The sequence below is a fragment of the Paenibacillus lutimineralis genome (assembly GCF_003991425.1).
GTDB classification, from domain to species: Bacteria; Bacillota; Bacilli; order Paenibacillales; family Paenibacillaceae; genus Fontibacillus; species Fontibacillus lutimineralis.
In genome coordinates this window covers 6,075,169-6,095,229 of the sequence record NZ_CP034346.1, presented here as the reverse complement: position 1 = coordinate 6,095,229, position 20,061 = coordinate 6,075,169, and the positions used below count along the sequence as shown (strand labels likewise).

The 20,061-nt window shown below is 48.8% G+C and carries 16 protein-coding genes; 12 read left to right on the top strand and 4 right to left on the bottom strand.

What is annotated here, in order from left to right; all coding sequences use genetic code 11:
• Positions 1–150 precede the first annotated feature (150 nt).
• The 11 genes from EI981_RS27150 to EI981_RS27100 all read left to right on the top strand — a co-directional run bounded on the left by EI981_RS27150 (position 151) and on the right by EI981_RS27100 (position 12,739).
• A complete protein-coding gene (locus EI981_RS27150) occupies positions 151–735 on the top strand; it encodes a YveK family protein (protein WP_237172683.1) in 585 nt (194 codons plus the stop codon).
• Positions 736–773: 38 nt separating this feature from the next.
• Positions 774–1,781: a Gfo/Idh/MocA family protein gene (locus EI981_RS27145; RefSeq protein WP_127003578.1), complete on the top strand. Its 1,008-nt coding sequence runs from the start codon at positions 774–776 to the stop codon at positions 1,779–1,781.
• Between the two features lie 18 nt (positions 1,782–1,799).
• On the top strand, positions 1,800–3,137 hold the full coding sequence (locus EI981_RS27140; RefSeq protein ID WP_127003576.1) for a nucleotide sugar dehydrogenase: 1,338 nt from the start codon (positions 1,800–1,802) through the stop codon (positions 3,135–3,137).
• A gap of 246 nt (positions 3,138–3,383) precedes the next feature.
• The gene (locus EI981_RS27135) at positions 3,384–3,968 is read left to right on the top strand and encodes an acyltransferase (protein ID WP_127005059.1); all 585 of its coding nucleotides are present in this window, start codon (positions 3,384–3,386) and stop codon (positions 3,966–3,968) included.
• 7 nt (positions 3,969–3,975) lie between these two features.
• Positions 3,976–5,103, top strand: a complete 1,128-nt coding sequence (locus EI981_RS27130; RefSeq protein ID WP_127003574.1) for a DegT/DnrJ/EryC1/StrS family aminotransferase — start codon at positions 3,976–3,978, stop codon at positions 5,101–5,103.
• Positions 5,104–5,113: 10 nt separating this feature from the next.
• Entirely contained in the window at positions 5,114–6,427 is a 1,314-nt protein-coding gene (locus EI981_RS27125) for a lipopolysaccharide biosynthesis protein (protein ID WP_127003571.1), read from the top strand.
• An 8-nt stretch (positions 6,428–6,435) separates the two neighbouring features.
• Positions 6,436–7,821: a polysaccharide deacetylase family protein gene (locus EI981_RS27120; protein ID WP_127003569.1), complete on the top strand. Its 1,386-nt coding sequence runs from the start codon at positions 6,436–6,438 to the stop codon at positions 7,819–7,821.
• 52 nt (positions 7,822–7,873) lie between these two features.
• Positions 7,874–8,959, top strand: a complete 1,086-nt coding sequence (locus EI981_RS27115) for a glycosyltransferase family 4 protein (RefSeq protein ID WP_127003567.1) — start codon at positions 7,874–7,876, stop codon at positions 8,957–8,959.
• Positions 8,956–10,233, top strand: coding sequence for an O-antigen ligase family protein (locus EI981_RS27110; protein WP_127003565.1), 1,278 nt, complete (start codon positions 8,956–8,958; stop codon positions 10,231–10,233). The genes EI981_RS27115 and EI981_RS27110 overlap by 4 nt, the downstream gene beginning before the upstream one ends.
• Positions 10,199–11,317 carry a glycosyltransferase gene (locus EI981_RS27105; RefSeq protein ID WP_127003563.1) on the top strand — a complete coding sequence of 373 codons (1,119 nt, stop codon included), beginning with the start codon at positions 10,199–10,201 and terminating at the stop codon, positions 11,315–11,317. The genes EI981_RS27110 and EI981_RS27105 overlap by 35 nt, the downstream gene beginning before the upstream one ends.
• Positions 11,318–11,320: 3 nt before the next feature.
• A complete protein-coding gene (locus EI981_RS27100; RefSeq protein ID WP_127003561.1) occupies positions 11,321–12,739 on the top strand; it encodes a sugar transferase in 1,419 nt (472 codons plus the stop codon).
• An 11-nt stretch (positions 12,740–12,750) separates the two neighbouring features.
• Here the strand turns inward: EI981_RS27100 and EI981_RS27095 are convergent, their stop codons facing one another.
• The 3 genes from EI981_RS27095 to EI981_RS27085 all read right to left on the bottom strand — a co-directional run bounded on the left by EI981_RS27095 (position 12,751) and on the right by EI981_RS27085 (position 17,957).
• Entirely contained in the window at positions 12,751–14,118 is a 1,368-nt protein-coding gene (locus tag EI981_RS27095; RefSeq protein ID WP_127003559.1) for a right-handed parallel beta-helix repeat-containing protein, read from the bottom strand.
• 3 nt (positions 14,119–14,121) lie between these two features.
• Positions 14,122–15,132 carry an LCP family protein gene (locus EI981_RS27090; RefSeq protein ID WP_162616285.1) on the bottom strand — a complete coding sequence of 337 codons (1,011 nt, stop codon included), beginning with the start codon at positions 15,130–15,132 and terminating at the stop codon, positions 14,122–14,124.
• Positions 15,133–15,254: 122 nt separating this feature from the next.
• Positions 15,255–17,957 carry an EAL domain-containing protein gene (locus tag EI981_RS27085; RefSeq protein ID WP_127003555.1) on the bottom strand — a complete coding sequence of 901 codons (2,703 nt, stop codon included), beginning with the start codon at positions 17,955–17,957 and terminating at the stop codon, positions 15,255–15,257.
• A 222-nt stretch (positions 17,958–18,179) separates the two neighbouring features.
• Here EI981_RS27085 and EI981_RS27080 point away from each other — a divergent pair, with 222 nt between their 5' ends.
• Positions 18,180–19,127: a 1,4-dihydroxy-2-naphthoate polyprenyltransferase gene (locus EI981_RS27080; RefSeq protein WP_127003553.1), complete on the top strand. Its 948-nt coding sequence runs from the start codon at positions 18,180–18,182 to the stop codon at positions 19,125–19,127.
• 64 nt (positions 19,128–19,191) lie between these two features.
• Here the strand turns inward: EI981_RS27080 and EI981_RS27075 are convergent, their stop codons facing one another.
• Positions 19,192–19,695 carry a hypothetical protein gene (locus tag EI981_RS27075; RefSeq protein ID WP_127003551.1) on the bottom strand — a complete coding sequence of 168 codons (504 nt, stop codon included), beginning with the start codon at positions 19,693–19,695 and terminating at the stop codon, positions 19,192–19,194.
• Positions 19,696–20,061: the final 366 nt, after the last annotated feature.

The window sequence follows — 20,061 nt, the reverse complement described above, 5'->3', positions numbered from 1 at the left end:
AGATTTTTGTTTTGTGTTAATATAAAAGTGTTAAATTGGTGACTTTTTTCCTAGTCGACACAGTTCTTCATTATTTGTCATATTAATCCACAGTTTGGGGTGAACCGCCGCTTGGATCTTAGTTATTTATTCAAATCCGTAAGGAAACATATGATTGCCTTCTTGATTACGCTTCTAATTTGTGTGGGAGGCGTTTTTTTGTTGAATGCAATTGTAAAGCCTCAATATCAGGCCACTGCTAGTCTAGTAGCAACTCTGGCTTCGGCGGAATCGGGGACTTATAACGACTTCTTGGCCAGCCAGGCCCTGACGAAGACATATGAGGATGCGATCCAGAGTCGTTATATCGCCAATGAAGCGAAGAAGAAATTGAATACGAAGGAGACGGCATATGAGCTTCTGGAGAGGGTTAAGGTCAGAACAGACCCTGGCACTTTGGTTATCATCCTATATGCCAAGCATGATCATCCCCAGGAGGCCGTAGATATCGCTAACAGCTTTGCGGATGCATTTATAGAAAAATCTACAGATATCGTTCCTAATGCGAATGTGATTGTACTGGATTATGCCAACATGGAGGACGCATCGATTCCGGTAAGTCCGCGCAAGATGCTGAATCTGGCGATTGGCACCTTTATTGGCTTCTTCGCGGGATTAGTTATTGTGTTATATCTGGAACGGAAGAGAGGCTCCCGCAGACGTCCGCTGCGTCACATAAATACAGAATCTATGTAAATTTTGATAGTCCAGTGAAGCGAGGTGGAGGAACAGAAATGATCCATTTTGCAATTGTAGGCTGTGGTCATATTGCTATCAAGCATATCGAGGCCATTCAAAGAACAGAGAATGCCGTATTGGCAGGGCTATGCGATACGAATGAAGCGAGACTTACCAAGCTGGCATTAACTTGGCAAGCTCCAGTCTTTACATCGATGTCGGAGATGCTAGAGCACCTTCCCCATCTTGATGTCATCTGCATATGTACCCCTAGCGGTCTGCATGCAGACCTGGCGATTGAGGCCGCTGCTGCGGGGAAGCATCTCATTATTGAGAAGCCGCTGGCGCTCACGCTTGAGGACACGGACCGAATAATTGCTGCAGTTGCCAGATTCGGTGTCAAAGCAACGGTAGTACATCCGAACCGTTATCGCCCGGCGATACAGCATTTAAAGGCTGCGCTCGAACATGAAGCGTTCGGCAAGCTCAGTCATATCAGTGCTGCGGTGCGCTGGAATCGCAATCAGGCTTACTATGATCAGGCGCCCTGGCGCGGTACCAGAGCAATGGATGGCGGCGTGTTGATGAATCAGGCTATTCATAGTCTGGATCTGCTCCTATGGCTATTCGGACCGGTATCCGAGACGAAGGCATTTGCAGATACTCGGTTAAGGAATATCGAAGCTGAGGATACGGCGATAGCAGTGCTCAAATTTGATAACGGTGTATTAGGAACGGTGGAAGCATGCACGACGGTGTATGAGCAGAACCTTGAGGAGACATTGACGGTATTCGGTGAGCATGGTTACGCCATTATCGGGGGAAGAACGGCCAATTGGATCAAAGATTGGAAGTGCGCCTCCATGACGGAAGATGACATTAGACAACTCGTGGACGAAGTCGAGCAGAACCCGTTCGGCGTCCCCGGGCATCAATGCATAATCCGTGACATGGTGCAGGCGCTGTTGGAGGATCGTAAACCGGCCATCTCGTTGCAGGACGGGAGAAGCGCCGTTAAGCTCGTTGTCGATATCGCTAATCAGGGGATGCAGGTGAGAAGTTAAACGGATGGGAGGAGCTGTATGAACGAAAGAGCAATCAGGACTCGGGAGCATAGTGCGGAGTTGCTGGAGAAGCTGGGTAATCAGACAGCGGTTATCGGTGTGATTGGCCTCGGTTATGTGGGGCTGCCATTGGCTGTTGAGAAGGCCAAGGCCGGTTATCGCGTGATTGGCTTCGATGTTCAGGAACAGAAGGTTGCAATGGTGAACAGTGGGTTCAATTATATCGGTGATGTAATTGATGAAGATTTAAGGACTATGGTCGACGCAGGCCAATTGCAAGCAACGGATGACTACTCCTTTTTGTCCAAGGTTGATACCGTAGCGATATGTGTACCGACTCCTCTCGATATATATCAGCAGCCGGATACGAGTTATGTAGAGAATTCCACTCGGGAGATTGCCAAGTACTTGCATCCCGGGATGCTGGTAGTGCTTGAGAGTACGACATACCCTGGTACAACTGAGGAACTGGTTAGGCCCATTCTTGAATCGACGGGGCTCGTATGCGGAGAGGATTTCTTCCTTGCTTATTCACCAGAGCGGATTGATCCAGGCAATAAATCGTTCAATACGAAAAATACTCCGAAGGTAGTCGGGGGTGTAACGGAAGCCTGCTCGAAGGTGGCCATGGAGCTGTACCGTCATGTGCTGGATGGTGAGGTGCATGCGGTGTCCAGTCCGGCTGTCGCCGAAATGGAGAAAATATATGAAAATACGTTCCGTCATATCAATATCGCCCTCGCTAATGAGATGGCGGTATTGTGCAACCGGATGGGAATTAATGTATGGGAAGTCATCGATGCGGCTAAGACCAAGCCCTACGGATTTATGGCCTTCTATCCAGGACCGGGTCTAGGTGGGCACTGCATTCCGATCGATCCTTTCTACCTGACCTGGAAGGCGAGGGAATTCAATTATCACACCCGCTTAATCGAACTCGCTGGCGAGATTAACAATGCGATGCCAGAGTTTGTCGTGCAGAAGATTGCTGAGATCCTGAATCGGAATAAGAAGCCAATCAACGGCTCCACGGTTTATATATTGGGCGTGGCTTATAAGAAAGATATCGATGATTACCGGGAGTCCCCGGTGCTGAAGATGATCGAGCTCCTGCAGGAGCGAGGCGCGACTGTATGGGTTAGTGATCCGCATATTACCTCCTTCAAGTACCGTGGTCGCAGCTATGAGACGGTGGAGCTTACGGAGGATCGTCTGAAGGAATCCGATATTGCTGTAATTGCAACAGATCACACAAGTTTTGATTATGAATTGATCGGACGTACCAGCGAGAGCCTGTTCGATACACGTAATGTGATGAGCGCCTACACCAAGCCAACCAACTACCATCTGCTTTAAGAGGAAATTCAAAAAGTCCACTTTTGATCACGAAGTCAGTCAGGAAGTGAAATCGACATCGAATCTTGAATTCACCCGGGCTTTCCGGTGCTCACGTACAAACTACGTACGCTGCGCTCCTCAAGCCCTAGCTTCATCCAACCTTCTCGGTGCTGAAAACTGGACCTTTTGAATATTCAGTATAAGTTCTTAAATAAAAGTTTTATTTTACTACAACAAATGGGGTAGGGTGATTACTCTATGACTATGAACGAATATTGGGCACACCCATCGGCGATTGTTGATGAAGGAGCAAGCATTGGGGAAGGCACAAAGGTTTGGCATTTCTCGCATATTTCTACCAAGGCAAGTATCGGATCCTCTTGCAGCCTTGGCCAGAACGTGTATGTAGCTCCAAATGTTGAGATAGGTAATGGCGTTAAAATTCAGAACAATGTCTCGGTATATGAAGGGGTTGTGCTGGAGGATTATGTGTTCTGCGGCCCAAGTATGGTATTCACGAATGTGCGCACACCACGCTCTGCTTTTCCTAGAAATACGAGTGAGGATTATCGCGCCACAATTGTAAAATATGGGGCCTCCATCGGTGCTAATGCCACCGTGGTCTGCGGTACGACGATCGGCGAATGGGCACTTGTTGCTGCGGGTGCGGTTGTTAATCGGGATGTGCCGCCATATGCCATGGTAGCAGGGGTTCCAGCCAGACAGATTGGCTGGGTGTGCCAATGCGGGATTACCCTCGCTTTTCGAAATCAGAGGGCGACATGCCCGGAATGTGGTCGGAAGTATGAAGTGATAGAAGAGACAGTACGTATAGCGAAGGAAGTGTGAGAAGAGGATGGATCGTAGAGAGATAGCTGTTCCTGGCAAGATTCCTGTACTGGATATTAGCTGCGAGGTTCAGGCGCTGAAGCCACAAATTATGAGTGCGATTGAGAGTGTCCTTGATCGCGGAGCGTTCATTATGGGCCAGAATGTCAAGGACTTCGAGCGTGAAGTCGCTGAATATCTAGGGGTAAATTATGCCGTAGCCCTAAATTCCGGCACGGATGCCCTGGTTATATCTCTGCTAGCATGCGGAATTGGAGAGGGAGATGAGGTTATCACGACCCCATTCACCTTCTTCGCGACGGCTGAGGCGATCAGCCAGGTAGGTGCCATTCCTGTGTTCGTAGATATTGACCCGGATACGTACAATATGGACACGAATTTACTTGAATCTGCTCTGACTGAGAAGACCAAGGCGATCATTCCTGTCCACTTGTTCGGCCAGTCCGCCGATATGGACCCGATCATGGAACTGGCAAGGCTGCATCATTTGATCGTTGTTGAGGATGTTGCCCAAGCGTTCGGGGGGGAATATAAAGGCCGCAAAGTCGGAACGATCGGCGATATGGGCTGCTTCTCCTTTTTCCCATCCAAGAATCTTGGTGCATACGGGGACGGAGGGCTCGTGGCAACGAATGATCCTGACCTGGCAGAACAAGCTGTGATGCTTCGTGCACATGGCTCCAAGAAGAAGTATTATAACGAGCTGATTGGTTTCAACTCTCGGCTCGATGAGATTCAGGCTGCCATTCTAAGAGTGAAGCTGCCGCATATCGATGAATGGAACGAAGGTCGCCATCAGGCAGCGGCACGCTACAGACGACTGCTTGGCGAGTTCGAAGGCATCATTCTACCTGTGGAAGAGCAGTATAGCAGTCATGTCTACCATCAATATACGATTCGTGTCCGTAACGGCAAGCGTGACGAATTACAGGCCAGGCTGCTTGAAGAAGGAATTAGCACGATGATCTATTATCCGCTGCCGGTCCATCAATTGCCTGTCTATCGATCTATGAATGTAAGCATGCCTGTCGCGGAACGACTCTCCATTGAAGTCTTATCTTTGCCGATTTGGCCGCAAATTGAGGAATCAACCCAGCAGTTTATCGCTGAGACTATCAGGGCGTCACTTTATTAGTCGAGGGGTTATGTGGAAATATCTCAAAAAAATATCTCTGGATAGTTTTTTTCGTAATGTCGTCATCTTAGCCAGCGGTACCATGGTGAGTCAAGTCATCATCTTGATTGCATTGCCGTTCATTACCCGCCTCTATAGTCCCACTGAATACGGCGTGTATTCTATGTACACTTCCATCATCTCCATCATGCTCATGCTTGTATCCTTCTCCTATGAAAATGCGATTACCCTGCCTGAAGAGGACAAAATGGCCAGCAGCCTGTTAAGTCTATCCTTGCGAATTTGTGTAGTTGTCAGCATTCTGGGCGGAGTGGGTGTCTATTTCCTGGCCCATCCGCTATCCGTATGGACGAATGAAGCGGATATTAAGCAATATTTCCCCTTTTTTATTATCAGCTTGTTCTTCGCTGGCTTTTATCAGATTTTGAATACCTGGTCTGTGCGCAAAAAGTATTTCAGGCAGATCTCACGAACCAAATACACACAGAGCATTACACTCGTATCTTCACAGCTGGCATTGGCCCGCCTGCTGCCAGGGCCATCCGGACTCATCATCGGCGATGTGCTCGGCCGTCTTGGTGGCCTTATCCCGCAGTGGAGATTATGGCGCAGGGATGTGAAGCAGCAGCAAATTGAAGTGAACCGGGAGGATCTTAAGGAGAGCGCCTACCGGTATCGCCGCTTCCCTCAGTTATCGTTAGCCTCGAATATGCTGAATAGTCTGGGAATCTATCTGCCGACGATTCTGCTGGCTGCTTTCTATGGACCGCAGGTCGCCGGGTGGTTCGCGCTCAGTCAACGGATTCTCGGTTCACCGATGACGCTGATTACCTCATCGGTGATGAACGTCTATTTATCGGAGTCGTCCGGGTATATGCTGCATGCCAGACATAAGCTGTACCCTTTGTTTATCAAGACAGTACGCAACATTTTTTTAATTGGTGTGTTGATTATATTCGTTATGGTCGTGCTGTTGCCGTCCATGTTCTCAACATTATTCGGGAACGAATGGGCAAGTGCCGGGAATTATGTCAGGTTGCTCGGGTTCATGTATTTAAGCCAAATTGTAGCGAATTCCGTCGGCTCAACCATTGATGTGATGGAGCGGCAGGATCTGCACCTATATCGTGAGATCGCTCGCGTAACCATCGTGCTCGGAGCTCTGTTGCTGGCTAAATATACGGGTCAGAGCGCTGGAACTGCAATATTAATATACGGCTTGGCTTCTACGCTGGGTTATTTGATTCACTTGGGATTGTCCTGGACTGCCGTGAAGAAGTATCGCTATCATGCTGCAGAACAGGGAGCGGAACAGGGAGGTTAATTGAAGGGATGCTTAAGATCAGTTGTCCATTATCCAAACCTGCAGAACGGAAGTATATCTTTCATGTTCTATTCACAGAGTTTCTGGGAATCAACTATGAAGTTGAATTCGAGCAGCGTAATGATGTAGAGATCACTCTACCGGAAGGAAATGAGCACAGATTGGTGCTAGCCGATGTACTGTTCTCAAAGCGTGAAGAGGAATGGCTGAAACCCGGATCCCTTCCCAATAGGCCGCTGGCTAAGCTGGATGTGGCAGGGATGGGGAGTTTTCCGATGATTTATGGGCTGAGGGATTCATCTGTACAGTCCATGATCTTACATACGGATCCGCCGTTCATTCAGTGCAGTCTGGATCTGTTCGGCAGCTGCTTCTTCATGCTGACAAGATATGAGGAACTGGTCTGCCAGGAACGGGACGGCCATGACCGCTTCCCATCCGAGCAGTCTCTAGCCTATCAAGAGGGGTTCCTCAACTATCCGATCGTGAACCGCTATACAGAACTGTTGTGGAGTATGCTGAGCGCTCTATGGCCGGGGTTGAAGCGGAAGCAGAGGGAGAGCCGCAAAGTGATCAGCCATGATGTCGACTATCCGTTCTTCACGTTCCGCCGCAGTAACTTCAGCATCGCCAAGGAGAGTCTTGGCGATGTCATTAAGCGGGGACAGCTTGAATCGGCGATGCGTAAGGCGAGAATGATCGGCTCAGGGGTAACGACGCTGGAACGGGACCCGTTCAATACCTTTGATTGGATGATGGAACTTAGTGAACGGGCCGGAATCCGCAGCAGCTTCTATTTTATTACAGAGCAGACAGAGGCGGATATTGATGGAAATTACTCGATTAATGATCCAGAGATCCATTCCTTGATGATCCGTATCCATGAGCGAGGGCACGAGATAGGCTTGCATCCCAGCTATCGGACATATCTATCTCCCCAGCAGATTAAGCGGGAGTTCCGAATCTTACGCAATGAGGCCGAATTAGCCGGGATACACCAGGAGCAATGGGGAGGACGTCAGCACTTTCTGAGATGGAAGGCCCCAGATACCTGGCAGGGATGGGAGGAGGCCGGACTGCAGTATGACAGTACGCTCGGCTACTCGGACAGACCGGGATTCCGCTGCGGAACTTGCTACGAATATCCGGTATTCAACCTTCGCACGGGAATGGCGCTGAATCTCAGGGAGCGGCCTTTGGTCGTGATGGAACTAACTGTGCTTGATGCGATGCGCAGCGGATCAGACGAAGAACAAGCTTTCGCCGAGATCAGCCACTATTATCGGGAATGCGTCAAATATAAGGGGGATTTCACGCTGCTGTGGCACAACAGCCGTCTGGTCCGTTCCCTAGACCGAAAAGTATTCAGACGTTGTATTGAAGAACTACAGTAGTTACGGTCTACGCCTATGGTGTAGATGAAATTAATCGTAAGAAGGAGACAGGATGAAGATCGCCTATCTGATTCATTGGAATGAAGGACCAGGCAGTGGCGTGTTCAAGAAGGTGCTAGGCCAAGTCACGGCTTGGTCCAGGCTCGGCCATGATGTAAGCCTGTTTCTGTATACGCATCACTGGGAACAAGACTGGAATCAGGAATTCCAGGACATTCCTCTGCATGTACAGCGTTATCGGGGAGGATTCGGACGATTATCAGACTTCCGTCGGTTAATTACCGAGGTTAAGCGGTGGGAGCCGGATGTCGTATATCATCGGTTCGATCTATATTATCCCGGACTGCCGTCTTTGTTGAGACGTATACCTTCTGTTATAGAAGTGAACACAAATGATTTGACAGAGATGCAGAGTGGAGGCAAACTCAGATATTTGTACCATCGTCTGACCCGGGCCGCCGTACTAAAGGCAACGTCAGGATATGTGTTCGTAAGTGCTGAGCTGGCTGAAGAAGTGCATTTCCAGAAGTATGTCCAGGATAAGGTAATTATCGGCAACGGGTTCGACCTGTCCGGTGTAGCTTCGTCTCCGCCAGAGAAGAGAGAGGATACAAGAATTATCTTCATAGGAACCCATGGCCAATCCTGGCATGGGGTTGATGAGATTGCCCAGCTCGCACAGGCTCATCCGGACTGGCGGTTCGATCTGGTGGGGATCTATGCTTCTCACTTGGAAGGTCCTGCACCCGCTAATATGATCTTCCATGGCAATTTAGTGCGTGAAGAATATGAGCCATTGATGAACGAGGCGGATGTTGCTATTGGAACGTTGGCCTTATACCGAAAACGAATGGCTGAGGCTTCTCCGCTTAAAGTAAGAGAGTATCTGGCATATGGGCTGCCCGTTATCATTGGCTATAAGGATACGGATTTCCCGGAACCAGTTCCTTTCATTCTTGAATTGAAGAATGTGCCGGACAGCACAAGCATGGATCAGGAACGAATCGAAGGTTTTATTGAGAAATGGCGCGGAAATAGAGTAGACCGAAGCTTGATCAAGCATCTGGATACGGCATCGAAAGAAGCGGAAAGGGTGGACTATATGGAGCGGATTATGAAGAAGGATGCCTCAAGATGAGTCTGCATATAGCATTGCTGTTTGTGCTGGCTGCGATAATCATCCTCTTCCTGCTGCAATGCATCCTGTATTTTAAGCTGAAGATCGATGCTGCTTATGTGATCGGCTTCTGTCTTTATTTTGATATGTTCGGGTATTTCTATAAGCAGGTGTTCCCTGGTAATGCTCTATTCCTGCTGCTAGCTATTCCCTTCGTACCTGCGGTCATTGCCTGGTTCAGTCGGGAGAGAGAGGCTCATGTGCTGCTTAAGGACCAAGGCGTGTGGTTATGGGGAATCTGGTTCTTCTATGGGTTGGCTAGTCTGGTCTGGACCGTACCAGGCTCGGCGGGGCTCAACAAGCTGGTTATTCTTGCCGTCCATGCCGTCATTCCGGGGCTGTACGCCTATATCATCTACAAGAAATATCGCAGGTTCTCCTGGACCGTGCTGGCGCTATTCGGCTTCGCTTTTGCACTTGTTCATCTCCTGTTTGGAGAATATTCGGAGATGTATCCGGGTCGGTTGTCGCTGCCGAACAGCAATCCGATCTTTAATGCCCGCATGTCGCTGATCACGATAACCGTCTGTATATGGGGCAAGAGAATCCCGTGGCCAATTCGGATAATTACGATCGCTGTAGCGGGCGCATCGGCATTTGCTACACAATCCCGCGGCCCGATCGTTGCATTTGTGATCGCTAACGGCTTGGCTGTTGCCTATATCTTATACGGAAAATATAAGCGCGGCGAGCTTCGATATTTACGCAGATATGTTGCCGGAATGCTATTTGTGCTTTGTATCGGTGGCCTAGTGGCGGCTCATTATGCAGATGAGCTTCAGACCTTGGTGAGTACAAGCAGATTTACTATATTTTTTGATCGAAGTCAGTTGGTGGGCGACGCCAATTATATCGGACGGCTTGATTTACAGTCCAAGGCGATGGATCAATGGAGCGCCCATCCCTTTATGGGTGCCGGTATAGGGAGCGTGACTCCTCCGCTGGCCCACGATTTCCCTCATAATGTGGTGCTGGAGATCGCCTCCGAGCTGGGAATCATCGGGTTTGGTCTCTGGTTCCTGGCGTATGTCTTCTCACTGGTGTCAGCCCGCCACTCGCTTGCTTTGGCTGTATTGCTACTGCAGACACTGGGAACGGCCTTACTTAGCGGAGATATGGGCTTTAACTTTGAATATCTGCTACTCGCTCTGCTGGCTTGTGCACTTGCCCCGGGCAAAGATAAGGAGGTCAGTCAGGATCATGCTCAAAATTATGTTCATACTCACCGGTCTTAATTATGCCGGGGCCGAGAATCAGGTGGTTCAGCTCTGCAGGGGATTCCTCAATAGGGGCCACCAGCCTATGATTGTCAGCATGATTAAGCCAGAAGCCTACCTGGATGAGCTTGGTGAACTTGGAGTAGAAGTTCGGACACTTGGCATGACGAAAGGGATACCCGACCCGCGGGCAGTATTCCGATTGCGGCGGATTGTGCAGGAATTTCGGCCGGATATTGTGCACAGTCATCTGGTTCATGCCAATATATTGGCACGGGTGACTCGTCTATTCGTATCTATGCCGGTACTAATCTGCACTGCCCATAATGTCAATGAAGGGGGCAGAGCTCGTGAGTGGCTCTATCGTGTAACGGATCCGCTCTGTGAGCTGACGACAAATGTGAGTGAAGAGGCAGTCAGACAGTATGTAGCGCGCAAGGTCGTTCCTGCCCATAAGATCAGGTTCGTTCCGAACGGAATCACACTGGACAGCTTCGGTCAGGAACAAGCTAGTGAGTTATTGAGCAAGGAGTTGGGGATTGAAACTGGTCAGTTCGTATGGTTGGCGGTCGGGCGGCTTGTTCCAGAGAAGGATTATCCGAATATGCTAGATGCCTTCACGGCAGTACTTACAAGGCACCCCAATAGTGTACTGCTTATAGCTGGGACGGGACCAGAGCGTGCGGCGCTTGAGCAGTATAGCAGGGAGCTGGGGATCGAACGGAATGTGATGCTTCTCGGGATACGCAGAGATATCCCCGCTTTGATGAATTTTGCCGATGCCTATGTGATGTCCTCGAAATGGGAGGGCTTCCCTATGGTGCTTCTGGAGGCATCCGCTAGCGGTCTCCCGATGGTTGTGACGGATGTAGGCGGTAATCGAGAAGCGGTGCAAGATGGGATCACAGGCTTGCTGGCTCTACCTGGGGACAGCGGTCAGTTAAGCCAACGTATGCTTACATTGATGTCGTCATCCTTAGCCGAGCTTGAGGAGATGGGGGAACAGGCCCGAAAATATGTGAAAGAACGATTTGATATAGAGGTTATTGTTACGCAGTGGACCAGTATATATGAACAAAAGGGTTTATCGCCGGGGGTATGAACCGTGATTAAGTTGATTCGGTTAAGTGGCTCGAAGGTCGTCGTGTTGATCTTGGATTGCCTATTTATTTATGTCAGCTATTTGCTGGCCTATAATCTGAAATTTCAGGGAAATGTTCCGCAGGAGCAATGGCAGTCCTTCTTCCACTATGCTCCTTGGTTAGGCTTGTTCACAGCCATTACTTATTATTTCTTCAATCTATATGATTTTGCCGGAAGGCAGAAGCCGACCAAATGGCTGTTCAATTTGATCGTTGCCCATGTGGTCTTCGTCGTTGAGCTGATTGTATTGAACTATTGGGTTAGAACCTTCAGTCTGCCGCGAAGCGTCGTCGTGATCGCTTTTCTAATTCAACTCGTGCTGACATTCAGTCTGAGGCTGCTGCTGTTCTTCGTTCAGATTCGCGGCTTCGGCAAGAAGCGGGTGCTGCTTGTTGTTAATGCCGAGCCGTCGTCCATCCATACGCTGCGTAAGGTGATAACCGGGGGGCAGATATGGTTCCGTATCCAGCGGGTGTTCATTGTAGGCAGTGGAGAGAGGGAACTGAACTCTTCCTTCTGGGAGGAGGTCGACGTGCTGATGTTTGGACCAGATATTCCGGATCAGGTGAAGACAGAGTTGATCCAGGCCGCAGGCCAGCGCAATATCGAGGTTCTGCTGATTCCTGATTTCTATGAGCTATATTTAATGAAAGCCGAGATGCAACAGATTGACGATCTGATGGTCTATTCGATGATGCCGCCTGAGCTGACAATCTGGGAGCGGTTCGCCAAGCGCTGCATCGATCTCGTGATTTCTTCGCTGCTGTTATTGATAGCCTCACCGATCATGCTGCTGATGTGGGTGATCATCCCGATGACGTCGCAGGGCAAGGCGCTGTTCATGCAAGAGCGGGTCGGTCTGCATGGTCAGGAGTTTCGTGTATTTAAGTTCCGCAGTATGGTCGATAATGCGGAGCAGCATACAGGGCCGGTTCTGGCCGGGGCTGGAGACGCAAGAATTACCCGCTTCGGACAATTCATCCGCGCGACTCGGCTTGATGAGCTTCCACAATTGATTAATGTGCTGCGCGGTGAGATGAGCCTAGTTGGTCCAAGACCGGAACGGGCCTACTTTGTGGAGCAGTTCAAGCTAGAATTGCCTCATTACACGTACCGTTTAATGGTGAAGCCAGGACTTACCGGTCTGGCCCAGGTTATGGCCAATTACACGACGACACCATCGGATAAACTGCGGTATGACATGATGTATATCAAGAATTATTCACCGATCCTGGACTTGAAGATTCTGGTTCAGACGATTGGAGTTGTTCTGCGCCGCGATCAGTCTAAGGGATTGGAGACCCCGGAAGCCTCGGCGCCCATGGATGTGGCGCAGTATCTGCAGGACGCCGAGCTTGAGATTGCTGCGGTGGGGGATTAAGGTTGGCTGGATTAATCCAGATTAGCGAGTGAGAGAATACGGTCCTGATTGGCCTTGATCTTATTATCTTTGACCTGTACCTTCGATTCGGTATAAGACATCGTAGGAGCGAGGAACAAAATGCCGTATTCCACATTAGAGATCGTATTATTCGATATAATGCCGCTCTGGCTCTGACTGATCGGTGAGAAGATTCCCGAGCGCATGTTGGAGATCGTATTATTGGCAATTTTGAAATTGCGGATGCTCCCCAAGCGTATACCATTGGTGTCAGTAAGATCGGTGTTTGCACCATTGGATATTTTATTATTTTCAATGGCGATGTCCGTCAAGCTCCCCATGTCTGCTTCGATTGCCGAATAGTAGCTGCCTACGCCATCGATCGTATTGTTCGTGACCTGCACATGACTGGCATACACGGATATGGCTGCGAACATGTCCTGCGGAATCGGGTCCCGAACCGGGAAGAAGCGGTATGGATTATCTCCGTTATAGGAGTTCGTGATGTGATTGTCCTTGACCGTAACACCTGGGGCAGCAATCTTGATGCCTCTCTTGGCTACATGGTGGATACGATTTCCTTGGATCAACGAGTCTGACAGGCTGGTTCCCGCGGGAGTCTTGTCGAAGTAGATAGCGTCTGCATCTTCACGGGGAGTAATGTAGGAGAAGATGTTGTTAATAATTTTCACGTTACGGGCAAAAGGCTGTCCAGGTTCGCTCCACACTAAAATCCCCCGGGCGATCGGATCGCTATGAATCGCGGAGATACCGGTGATCGTCGACTGTTGGATGGTAATACGTTCGGTATTGCCGTAGATCAGGATCCCGGAGATCAAGGCATTGTACTGCGGTAGCTTCGGATCATCCGACTGGGTAATGTTTTTAATAGAGGAATTGGTGATCGTCACATCCTTCGAGCCGGTGTGGACGCCAATTCCTCTTATTAATTTGTGATTCCCATCAATATGGATCCCGTCGATGCGGATATGCTGTCCAGTGATCCAGAAGGCTTCATAGCCAAAAGAAGCGGAGGAGGAGAGTCTGGTAAATTTCAGTACTGGCCTGCCCTTGCCAATCACTTGGACATGGCTCTCTACACGGAGAGGCTCATCCAAATCAATAAGGTATGTTCCTTCAGGAACGAGGACCTTGCCTCCCCCAGGTTTGTCCGCCACGGTCTCCAACGCGCTTAAGAAGGCTTCGGTATCATTAGCGATTCCGTCCCCCTTGGCCCCTGCATCTTTTACGTTAATCGTAAATGGGGCTGTCTGCTCCGCGGCTAGAGCGCTTCCCGAGGCGGGAATGAGATAACAGAAGGTCATGATGATCAACAATACGATAAAAGATTTAGAATTTTTCATTTCATGTCCTTTCATTTCTTAGTCCTCCAATAAGTGCTGTGAAGATTCAGCCCATTCCTCCATATCAGGAATCCAATAGTACAGATTCGATTTGACGATCGGATCCATGGCTCTACCACTATGCCCGGGTAGCTGTACATACTGGAAATCGTCTTCTTTCATGTCTTTGGCCATCCAGGCCAGGCTGATGATATCGCTGTCGCTTAAGTTTGTGTCGAGAATATCCTCTCTAACCTGGCTGATTAGGGAAGGAAGCTTGGTAATGTTCTGAGGTCTGATAACCGTCCGAACAATTTCCTTCAACACCATGGCTTGATTGGCCTGTCTGCCGGAATCGCCTCCCGGTAGCGATTTGCGCTCACGTACGAGATCCAGCGCTTCAGCACCACTGAGGTGATTATCCCCGGCAGGGAAGGTCTTATGGCCATACGTCAGCTTAACGGGTTTATCGAGATTGACATCGAGTCCGCCGATCGTATCAATGAAATGTTCAAAGCCTTCGAAGTCAGTTTTGATATAGTAGTTGATCGAACAGGAGAAGAGATTGCTGACAGCCTGAATCGAAGCCAGGGTACCGGTATGGGTATCGCCGTTCATTTCTCCGAGGATATGGGCGTGGTTAATCTTGGTGTAGCCGACCCCGGGAATGTTCACCTGAGTATCTCGGGGAATGGATATTAGGCTAATTGTGTTCTTATCAGAATTCACGTGAGCGAGCATAATGACATCGGTTCGTGATGCCTCATTGTCTCTGGCATCGGTTCCGAGAATGAGAATATTGAAGCGGGTCTGTTTGGAATCAGTTGGAGTAGGATTCTGAGGTGAAGGGTCCGTATGCCCTGTCTCGTTCTGTGTTTTTGGGGCGGCCTCCTCCTGCTCTGGTACAGCAAGTACTGGAATAGCGGCATTGCGGAAGTGAGCAGAAGGCTCGAACTTCCAATACATATAGAGGCCTGCTCCTATGAGTATAAGCAAGGCTGCACTTAAATAAATATAGATCTTCTTGATTTTCCAATTTCTCAATTTCATGCCGCTAATAAGCCTCCCTTGGCCGAATAATAAGATGCCGAGCTTAACGGCATGGGTTGCATGGCACATGAGATGCTTATCTAATCTGGATTGTAACTGATGGCAGCCCTATCCGTAAACTGTTATCCTGCAGAGGCTGATCCATCTATCGGCATCGAGCTTCCATCCCATCGCAGCACGAATCGGGAGAACTCCAACTCTGGCAGAGGCTTGCTGAACAGATAACCCTGAAATTGATCGCATTCCAGATCGGTCAAATATTTAAGCTCATCCGGCGATTCGATTCCTTCGGCAACGACCCGTAGATCCATATGGTGCCCGAGTTCAATAACGGCTCGTACGATCGAGGATTTCCGGCTGTCTTCGGTAATTCCTTGAATGAAGGAGCGATCCAACTTCATCTCGCTAATCGGCAGGCGGTCCAACTGACTGAGCGAGGAATAACCGGTTCCGAAATCGTCCATAGAAATATGGATCCCCATCTTCTTCAGATCTTCCATCATCCGTACGCCATACTCTACGTTTCTGATCAGCGTCCCCTCGGTAATCTCAAGCAGGAGGTACTGTGGCTCCAAACCGGTCTCATGGAGAATCCGGGTAATTGTCGGAATCAAGTTGCTCTGGTAGAAATGCCGGGCGGAAATATTGACGGCGACCGGGAAGCGAGGCATTCCTTCGAGCTGCCAGATCTTGTTCTGGCGGCAGGCTTCCTGCAGCACCCATTCGTCGATATCAAGTATAACCCCGGAATTCTCCGCGAGCGGGATGAACTTAGCAGGAGACACCATGCCGTATTCCGGATGGAGCCAACGGATCAGGGCTTCCGCTCCGATTACTTCGCCTGAAGAAGCATCGATCTTAGGCTGGTAGTAAAGCTTGAATTGACCTTCCAGAAGAGCAGCCTTGAGCTCATTCTCGAGCCTCATATTCTCCTCGCGCTGGTTCTCAATCAGACTATCGTAGAAATGATATAGTCCGTCGCCTTGCTCCTTGGCTACATACATTGCGATATCAGCGTTGCGCATGACAGCATCGATATCGTCTCCGTCGTAAGGGTATACGCTGATGCCGATGCTGACTGACATGTAGAGTGCCCGTCCATTAATTTCGAACGGTTCCTCGCATATATCGCAGATAGTCTGGGCGATTTGCTGAACATCGGAAATATGCTCGTAATGAAGAATGAACAAGAACTCATCGCCACTAAGTCGGAACACCTTACATTGCTCCGAAATAATTCGGGAGAAGCGCTGGGCTATGTCATGCAGCAGTTCATTACCAATGGCATGTCCGAGCGTGTCGTTGACCTGTTTGAAGCGGTTCAAGTCGGCGAACATAATAGCAAAGGCGGGCGAATCCTCCGGTGTATCGTCGATCGGTTTATCGAGCCCCAACGTCTTGATATATTCCTGGAAGTGAAGACGATTAGGCAGTCCAGTCAATTCATCATAGTACGCTAAATGATGCAGCTTCTTCTCTGATTTAATGAGTCGGGTCGTCTGTTCCTCCAACAATCTAGTATTCTTGAGGGAGTTCTGGAACATATGAATCAAATTGCCGGACATATATTTGAAGTTGTGGATCAGTGAGCGGATCTCGTAGATCGAGCTCTCCGGCCACTTGATCTTCTGGACGGTATACAGCTTATCGGGCAGATCCGTCGTCAGAGTAGCGAGCTGTGTCAATCCGCGCAGCAGGCGATGGTTCAGCCATTGGCCGATCGTTGAGCCGCAGATGACGAACAACAGCAGACTCAGAAACTGAATTAGAAATTGTTTATAGATCAGTTCCTGGTCATGCTTCATCGGAACATAAACGAATAATTGTAGTGCTTCTGAGGACTGAATCTCCAGCGGTATTTTATACACATAAGATGCTTCGTTCCACCCTTGAATCGGAAAGATCCGGCTTTCATAGGCAGGGACATTCATATAGAACTCATGCTTGCTTGATGTGTGAGGCGGATCGATATCGTAGTGATGGGAGCCTTCTGATGGAATCGGAGTATGACTGGAAGCAATGATGGAGTTGTTGTGGTCGATGATGGCGATCTGATAGTATCCGTCCGACACTGGCTGCTCTGTAAGTTCCTGAATATAGATTCGGTAATCGTCTGTGGACAGCGGCTCGCTTTTCATTTGCTGCAAGGCGGATAATTCTTTGGATATCGAGCTAGCTGCACTGGTTGCCAGCTTGTAAGAATACTGCGATACTGAAGCATAGCTGCTCCAGCTGTTATTTAAGATAAAGATGAGAAACGGCAGTGCAATAGATACAATAATGATATGGAACAACACTTTACTGAAAAATAGCGGCTCGATCCGGAATGAAATTCCCGGCTTAAGCCAGCGCTTGGGCAAGTATTTCCATATGATGTCGGCGAACATCACATTGAACAGCCCGTTGGTTGCAGAAATCGTGATCAGCAGCCATAGCTCCATAGAGACGGTGCGGTACATCGTCCAATAAGCCAGGAAAATAGCTGGGATACCGATTACCATCCAGAACAATGCATCCGTGCGCAGCATCCGGTCTCTCTTGCTCCACTTCAGTGAAAGGCCAATGGCTATGATCTCAAGCAGAGACAGCAGCACAATATAAGGTCTGCCCAACATGAATATGGATACACCATAGACAAGAACGGCCGCAGCAAGACCGTATGCATTGCCATAGCAGCGAAGCAGCAGCAGCAGGATGACGTTTGTGAACGACAATGAGATGCTGAAAATAAGGTGCAGCTCATGCGACTCGCAATAGAGGGCGAGTGCTAGGCCGGCCAGATAAGCCACGGCGAGCAGCAGGTTTCGTGATCTCCTTTGCATCATTTAGTGCCCCCCATGGAACAGAGAATTATTGGAAATGTAGGAGATTAGTGTATCGAACACACTCATTTAATTTCTACATGTTTACAGAATTATCCTCCATCATCATCAAATTACTCGGAAAAAATAGAAAAAAGTATGGATGGAAAACTGGATTCATGTCGAAAAGTGTGTAATTATTATGAATTGTCAAGGATATTTAGAATAGAGGGAATGACACTAAGTATGGCGATTAAGAAATTTTTGCAACTAGTAGAGATCAAGACGAAGACGGCGAGTATGATACCCTTCCTGTTCGGAACGGTATATGCGATATTTCGTTTTCAGGAATTCAAGCTAGAGCATTTTTTGTTAATGCTGTTCTCATTGCTCAGCTTCGATATGGCCACTACGGCCTTGAACAATTTTTACGACTATAAAAAAGCAGCCAGGAAGCATGGCTATGGCTATGAGATCCATAATCCGATCGTAAGCTATCGTATGAAGCCAGCTCGGGTCGTATTGCTGATTGGTATATTACTGCTCATTGCGGTAAGCGCCGGTATCGCGTTAGTGTTACAGACGGATCTGCTGATCCTGCTGCTAGGCGGACTCTCCTTCGCGGTAGGGATTCTCTACTCGTTCGGGCCAATCCCGATTTCAAGAATGCCGTTGGGGGAGATCTTCTCGGGGCTATTCATGGGCTTTGTTATTATGTTCATATCTGCTTATATTCAGGCCGGGGATCGATTGGCCTCTCTAACGCTAGAGGGGGGAGTTGCTGTACTTCAGGTGCATCTTTTGGAGATCGTGCTTCTCTTCCTCGTATCGGTTCCGGCAATTCTCGGTATTGCGAACATTATGCTGGCCAACAACATCTGTGATATCGAAGAGGATATTGAGAACAAGAGATATACACTTCCAGTCTATATTGGCAGAGCGAATGCTTTAATGCTGTTTAGATTGATGTATTACGCGGCCTTCATCGATCTGATCGTCCTGATCTTCCTGGGGGTTAACCCGCTGCTCTGTCTGCTGACTTTATTAACCTTGTTTCCCATCAATAAAAATATCGGACGTTTCACCAAGCTTCAGACGAAGAAGGATACGTTCGGACTCGCGGTCAAAAACTTCATGATGATGAATGGAGCGAGGATAATCATCCTATCTGCAGCAATCCTTATATCCCTATAAAGAGGGAGTTCAAGTTGAAAACAGGTTTATTTGAACACATAGCCGAAATAAAAAAGCGGATCATTTAGATCCGCTTTTTTGGTGCAATCATAATTCCGGCGCCGATGACCACGAGGGCAATAGCCAACACAGGTTGTCCGAAGATCATACGGTTGTACAGCGCTCCGAGCGAGAATACAGCGAAGAACAGCAAGGAGAGACCGGCCAGAATGTTAATCGGGATGAGCAGGTACTTGTTACGGTTGCCGAACCAGTAGAACTCGAACAGTCCGACTGCAGGAGCAAGGATGAAGCCTGGCCATAAATACTGCCAGCTATCGAACAGGGTGGAGATTTGGCAGACAAGTCCTACGGTGAACAAAATGCCGCCAGGGATTAGTAGTCCGATTGCTCTGCGGCTGGTTACAGAGAAGTACATCCAGTGGAAGAATAGACCGAGGGGCAACACGAACATCGTCGGCCAGAATTGCCCGAACAGGGTGCCGGCACTAATCGCTTCTCTACGGAAGAAGAGTAGGTACAAGCCGAGTAGAATGAGCACCGGGCCAAACCATGATTTCTTATTCATTTATTTCCGTCCTTTCAAGAGGTAATTCAAAAAGTCCGTAGCCCCTAGCTTCATTCAACCTTCTCGGTGCTGAAAACCGCACTTTTTGAACACACACTTCAAATACTATCTGGTAACATCGTACCATAAAAGTCCATGCCTCACTTCGGTCTCGGGGGAAGAAAAAATCTAGACTTTAGTCCAGTTGCTAGGTGATCTATTTTTCCACTATCCCTCTCCATGAAAAGGTGTATAATGAAAAGTGATAAATATCACATACAACTATGAAAGGAGCGTGGAGTAGCTGGTTAGCGTATGGACAAGATTCAAAAAGGCTTCACGGTTCAAAGTCATTCCCGTCATGTTGGTTCCTGTATTCCTCGGAGC

Excerpts from the sequence above, each read along its gene's own strand:
- EI981_RS27105 (WP_127003563.1), top strand. The coding sequence starts at position 10,199 with ATGCTCAAAATTATGTTCATACTCACCGGTCTTAATTATGCCGGGGCC.
- EI981_RS27135 (WP_127005059.1), top strand. The coding sequence starts at position 3,384 with ATGAACGAATATTGGGCACACCCATCGGCGATTGTTGATGAAGGAGCA.
- EI981_RS27080 (WP_127003553.1), top strand. The coding sequence starts at position 18,180 with ATGGCGATTAAGAAATTTTTGCAACTAGTAGAGATCAAGACGAAGACG.
- EI981_RS27140 (WP_127003576.1), top strand. The coding sequence starts at position 1,800 with ATGAACGAAAGAGCAATCAGGACTCGGGAGCATAGTGCGGAGTTGCTG.
- EI981_RS27095 (WP_127003559.1), bottom strand. The coding sequence starts at position 14,118 with ATGAAAGGACATGAAATGAAAAATTCTAAATCTTTTATCGTATTGTTG.
- EI981_RS27090 (WP_162616285.1), bottom strand. The coding sequence starts at position 15,132 with ATGAAATTGAGAAATTGGAAAATCAAGAAGATCTATATTTATTTAAGT.
- EI981_RS27075 (WP_127003551.1), bottom strand. The coding sequence starts at position 19,695 with ATGAATAAGAAATCATGGTTTGGCCCGGTGCTCATTCTACTCGGCTTG.
- EI981_RS27130 (WP_127003574.1), top strand. The coding sequence starts at position 3,976 with ATGGATCGTAGAGAGATAGCTGTTCCTGGCAAGATTCCTGTACTGGAT.
- EI981_RS27145 (WP_127003578.1), top strand. The coding sequence starts at position 774 with ATGATCCATTTTGCAATTGTAGGCTGTGGTCATATTGCTATCAAGCAT.
- EI981_RS27120 (WP_127003569.1), top strand. The coding sequence starts at position 6,436 with ATGCTTAAGATCAGTTGTCCATTATCCAAACCTGCAGAACGGAAGTAT.
- EI981_RS27125 (WP_127003571.1), top strand. The coding sequence starts at position 5,114 with ATGTGGAAATATCTCAAAAAAATATCTCTGGATAGTTTTTTTCGTAAT.
- EI981_RS27115 (WP_127003567.1), top strand. The coding sequence starts at position 7,874 with ATGAAGATCGCCTATCTGATTCATTGGAATGAAGGACCAGGCAGTGGC.
- EI981_RS27150 (WP_237172683.1), top strand. The coding sequence starts at position 151 with ATGATTGCCTTCTTGATTACGCTTCTAATTTGTGTGGGAGGCGTTTTT.
- EI981_RS27110 (WP_127003565.1), top strand. The coding sequence starts at position 8,956 with ATGAGTCTGCATATAGCATTGCTGTTTGTGCTGGCTGCGATAATCATC.
- EI981_RS27085 (WP_127003555.1), bottom strand. The coding sequence starts at position 17,957 with ATGATGCAAAGGAGATCACGAAACCTGCTGCTCGCCGTGGCTTATCTG.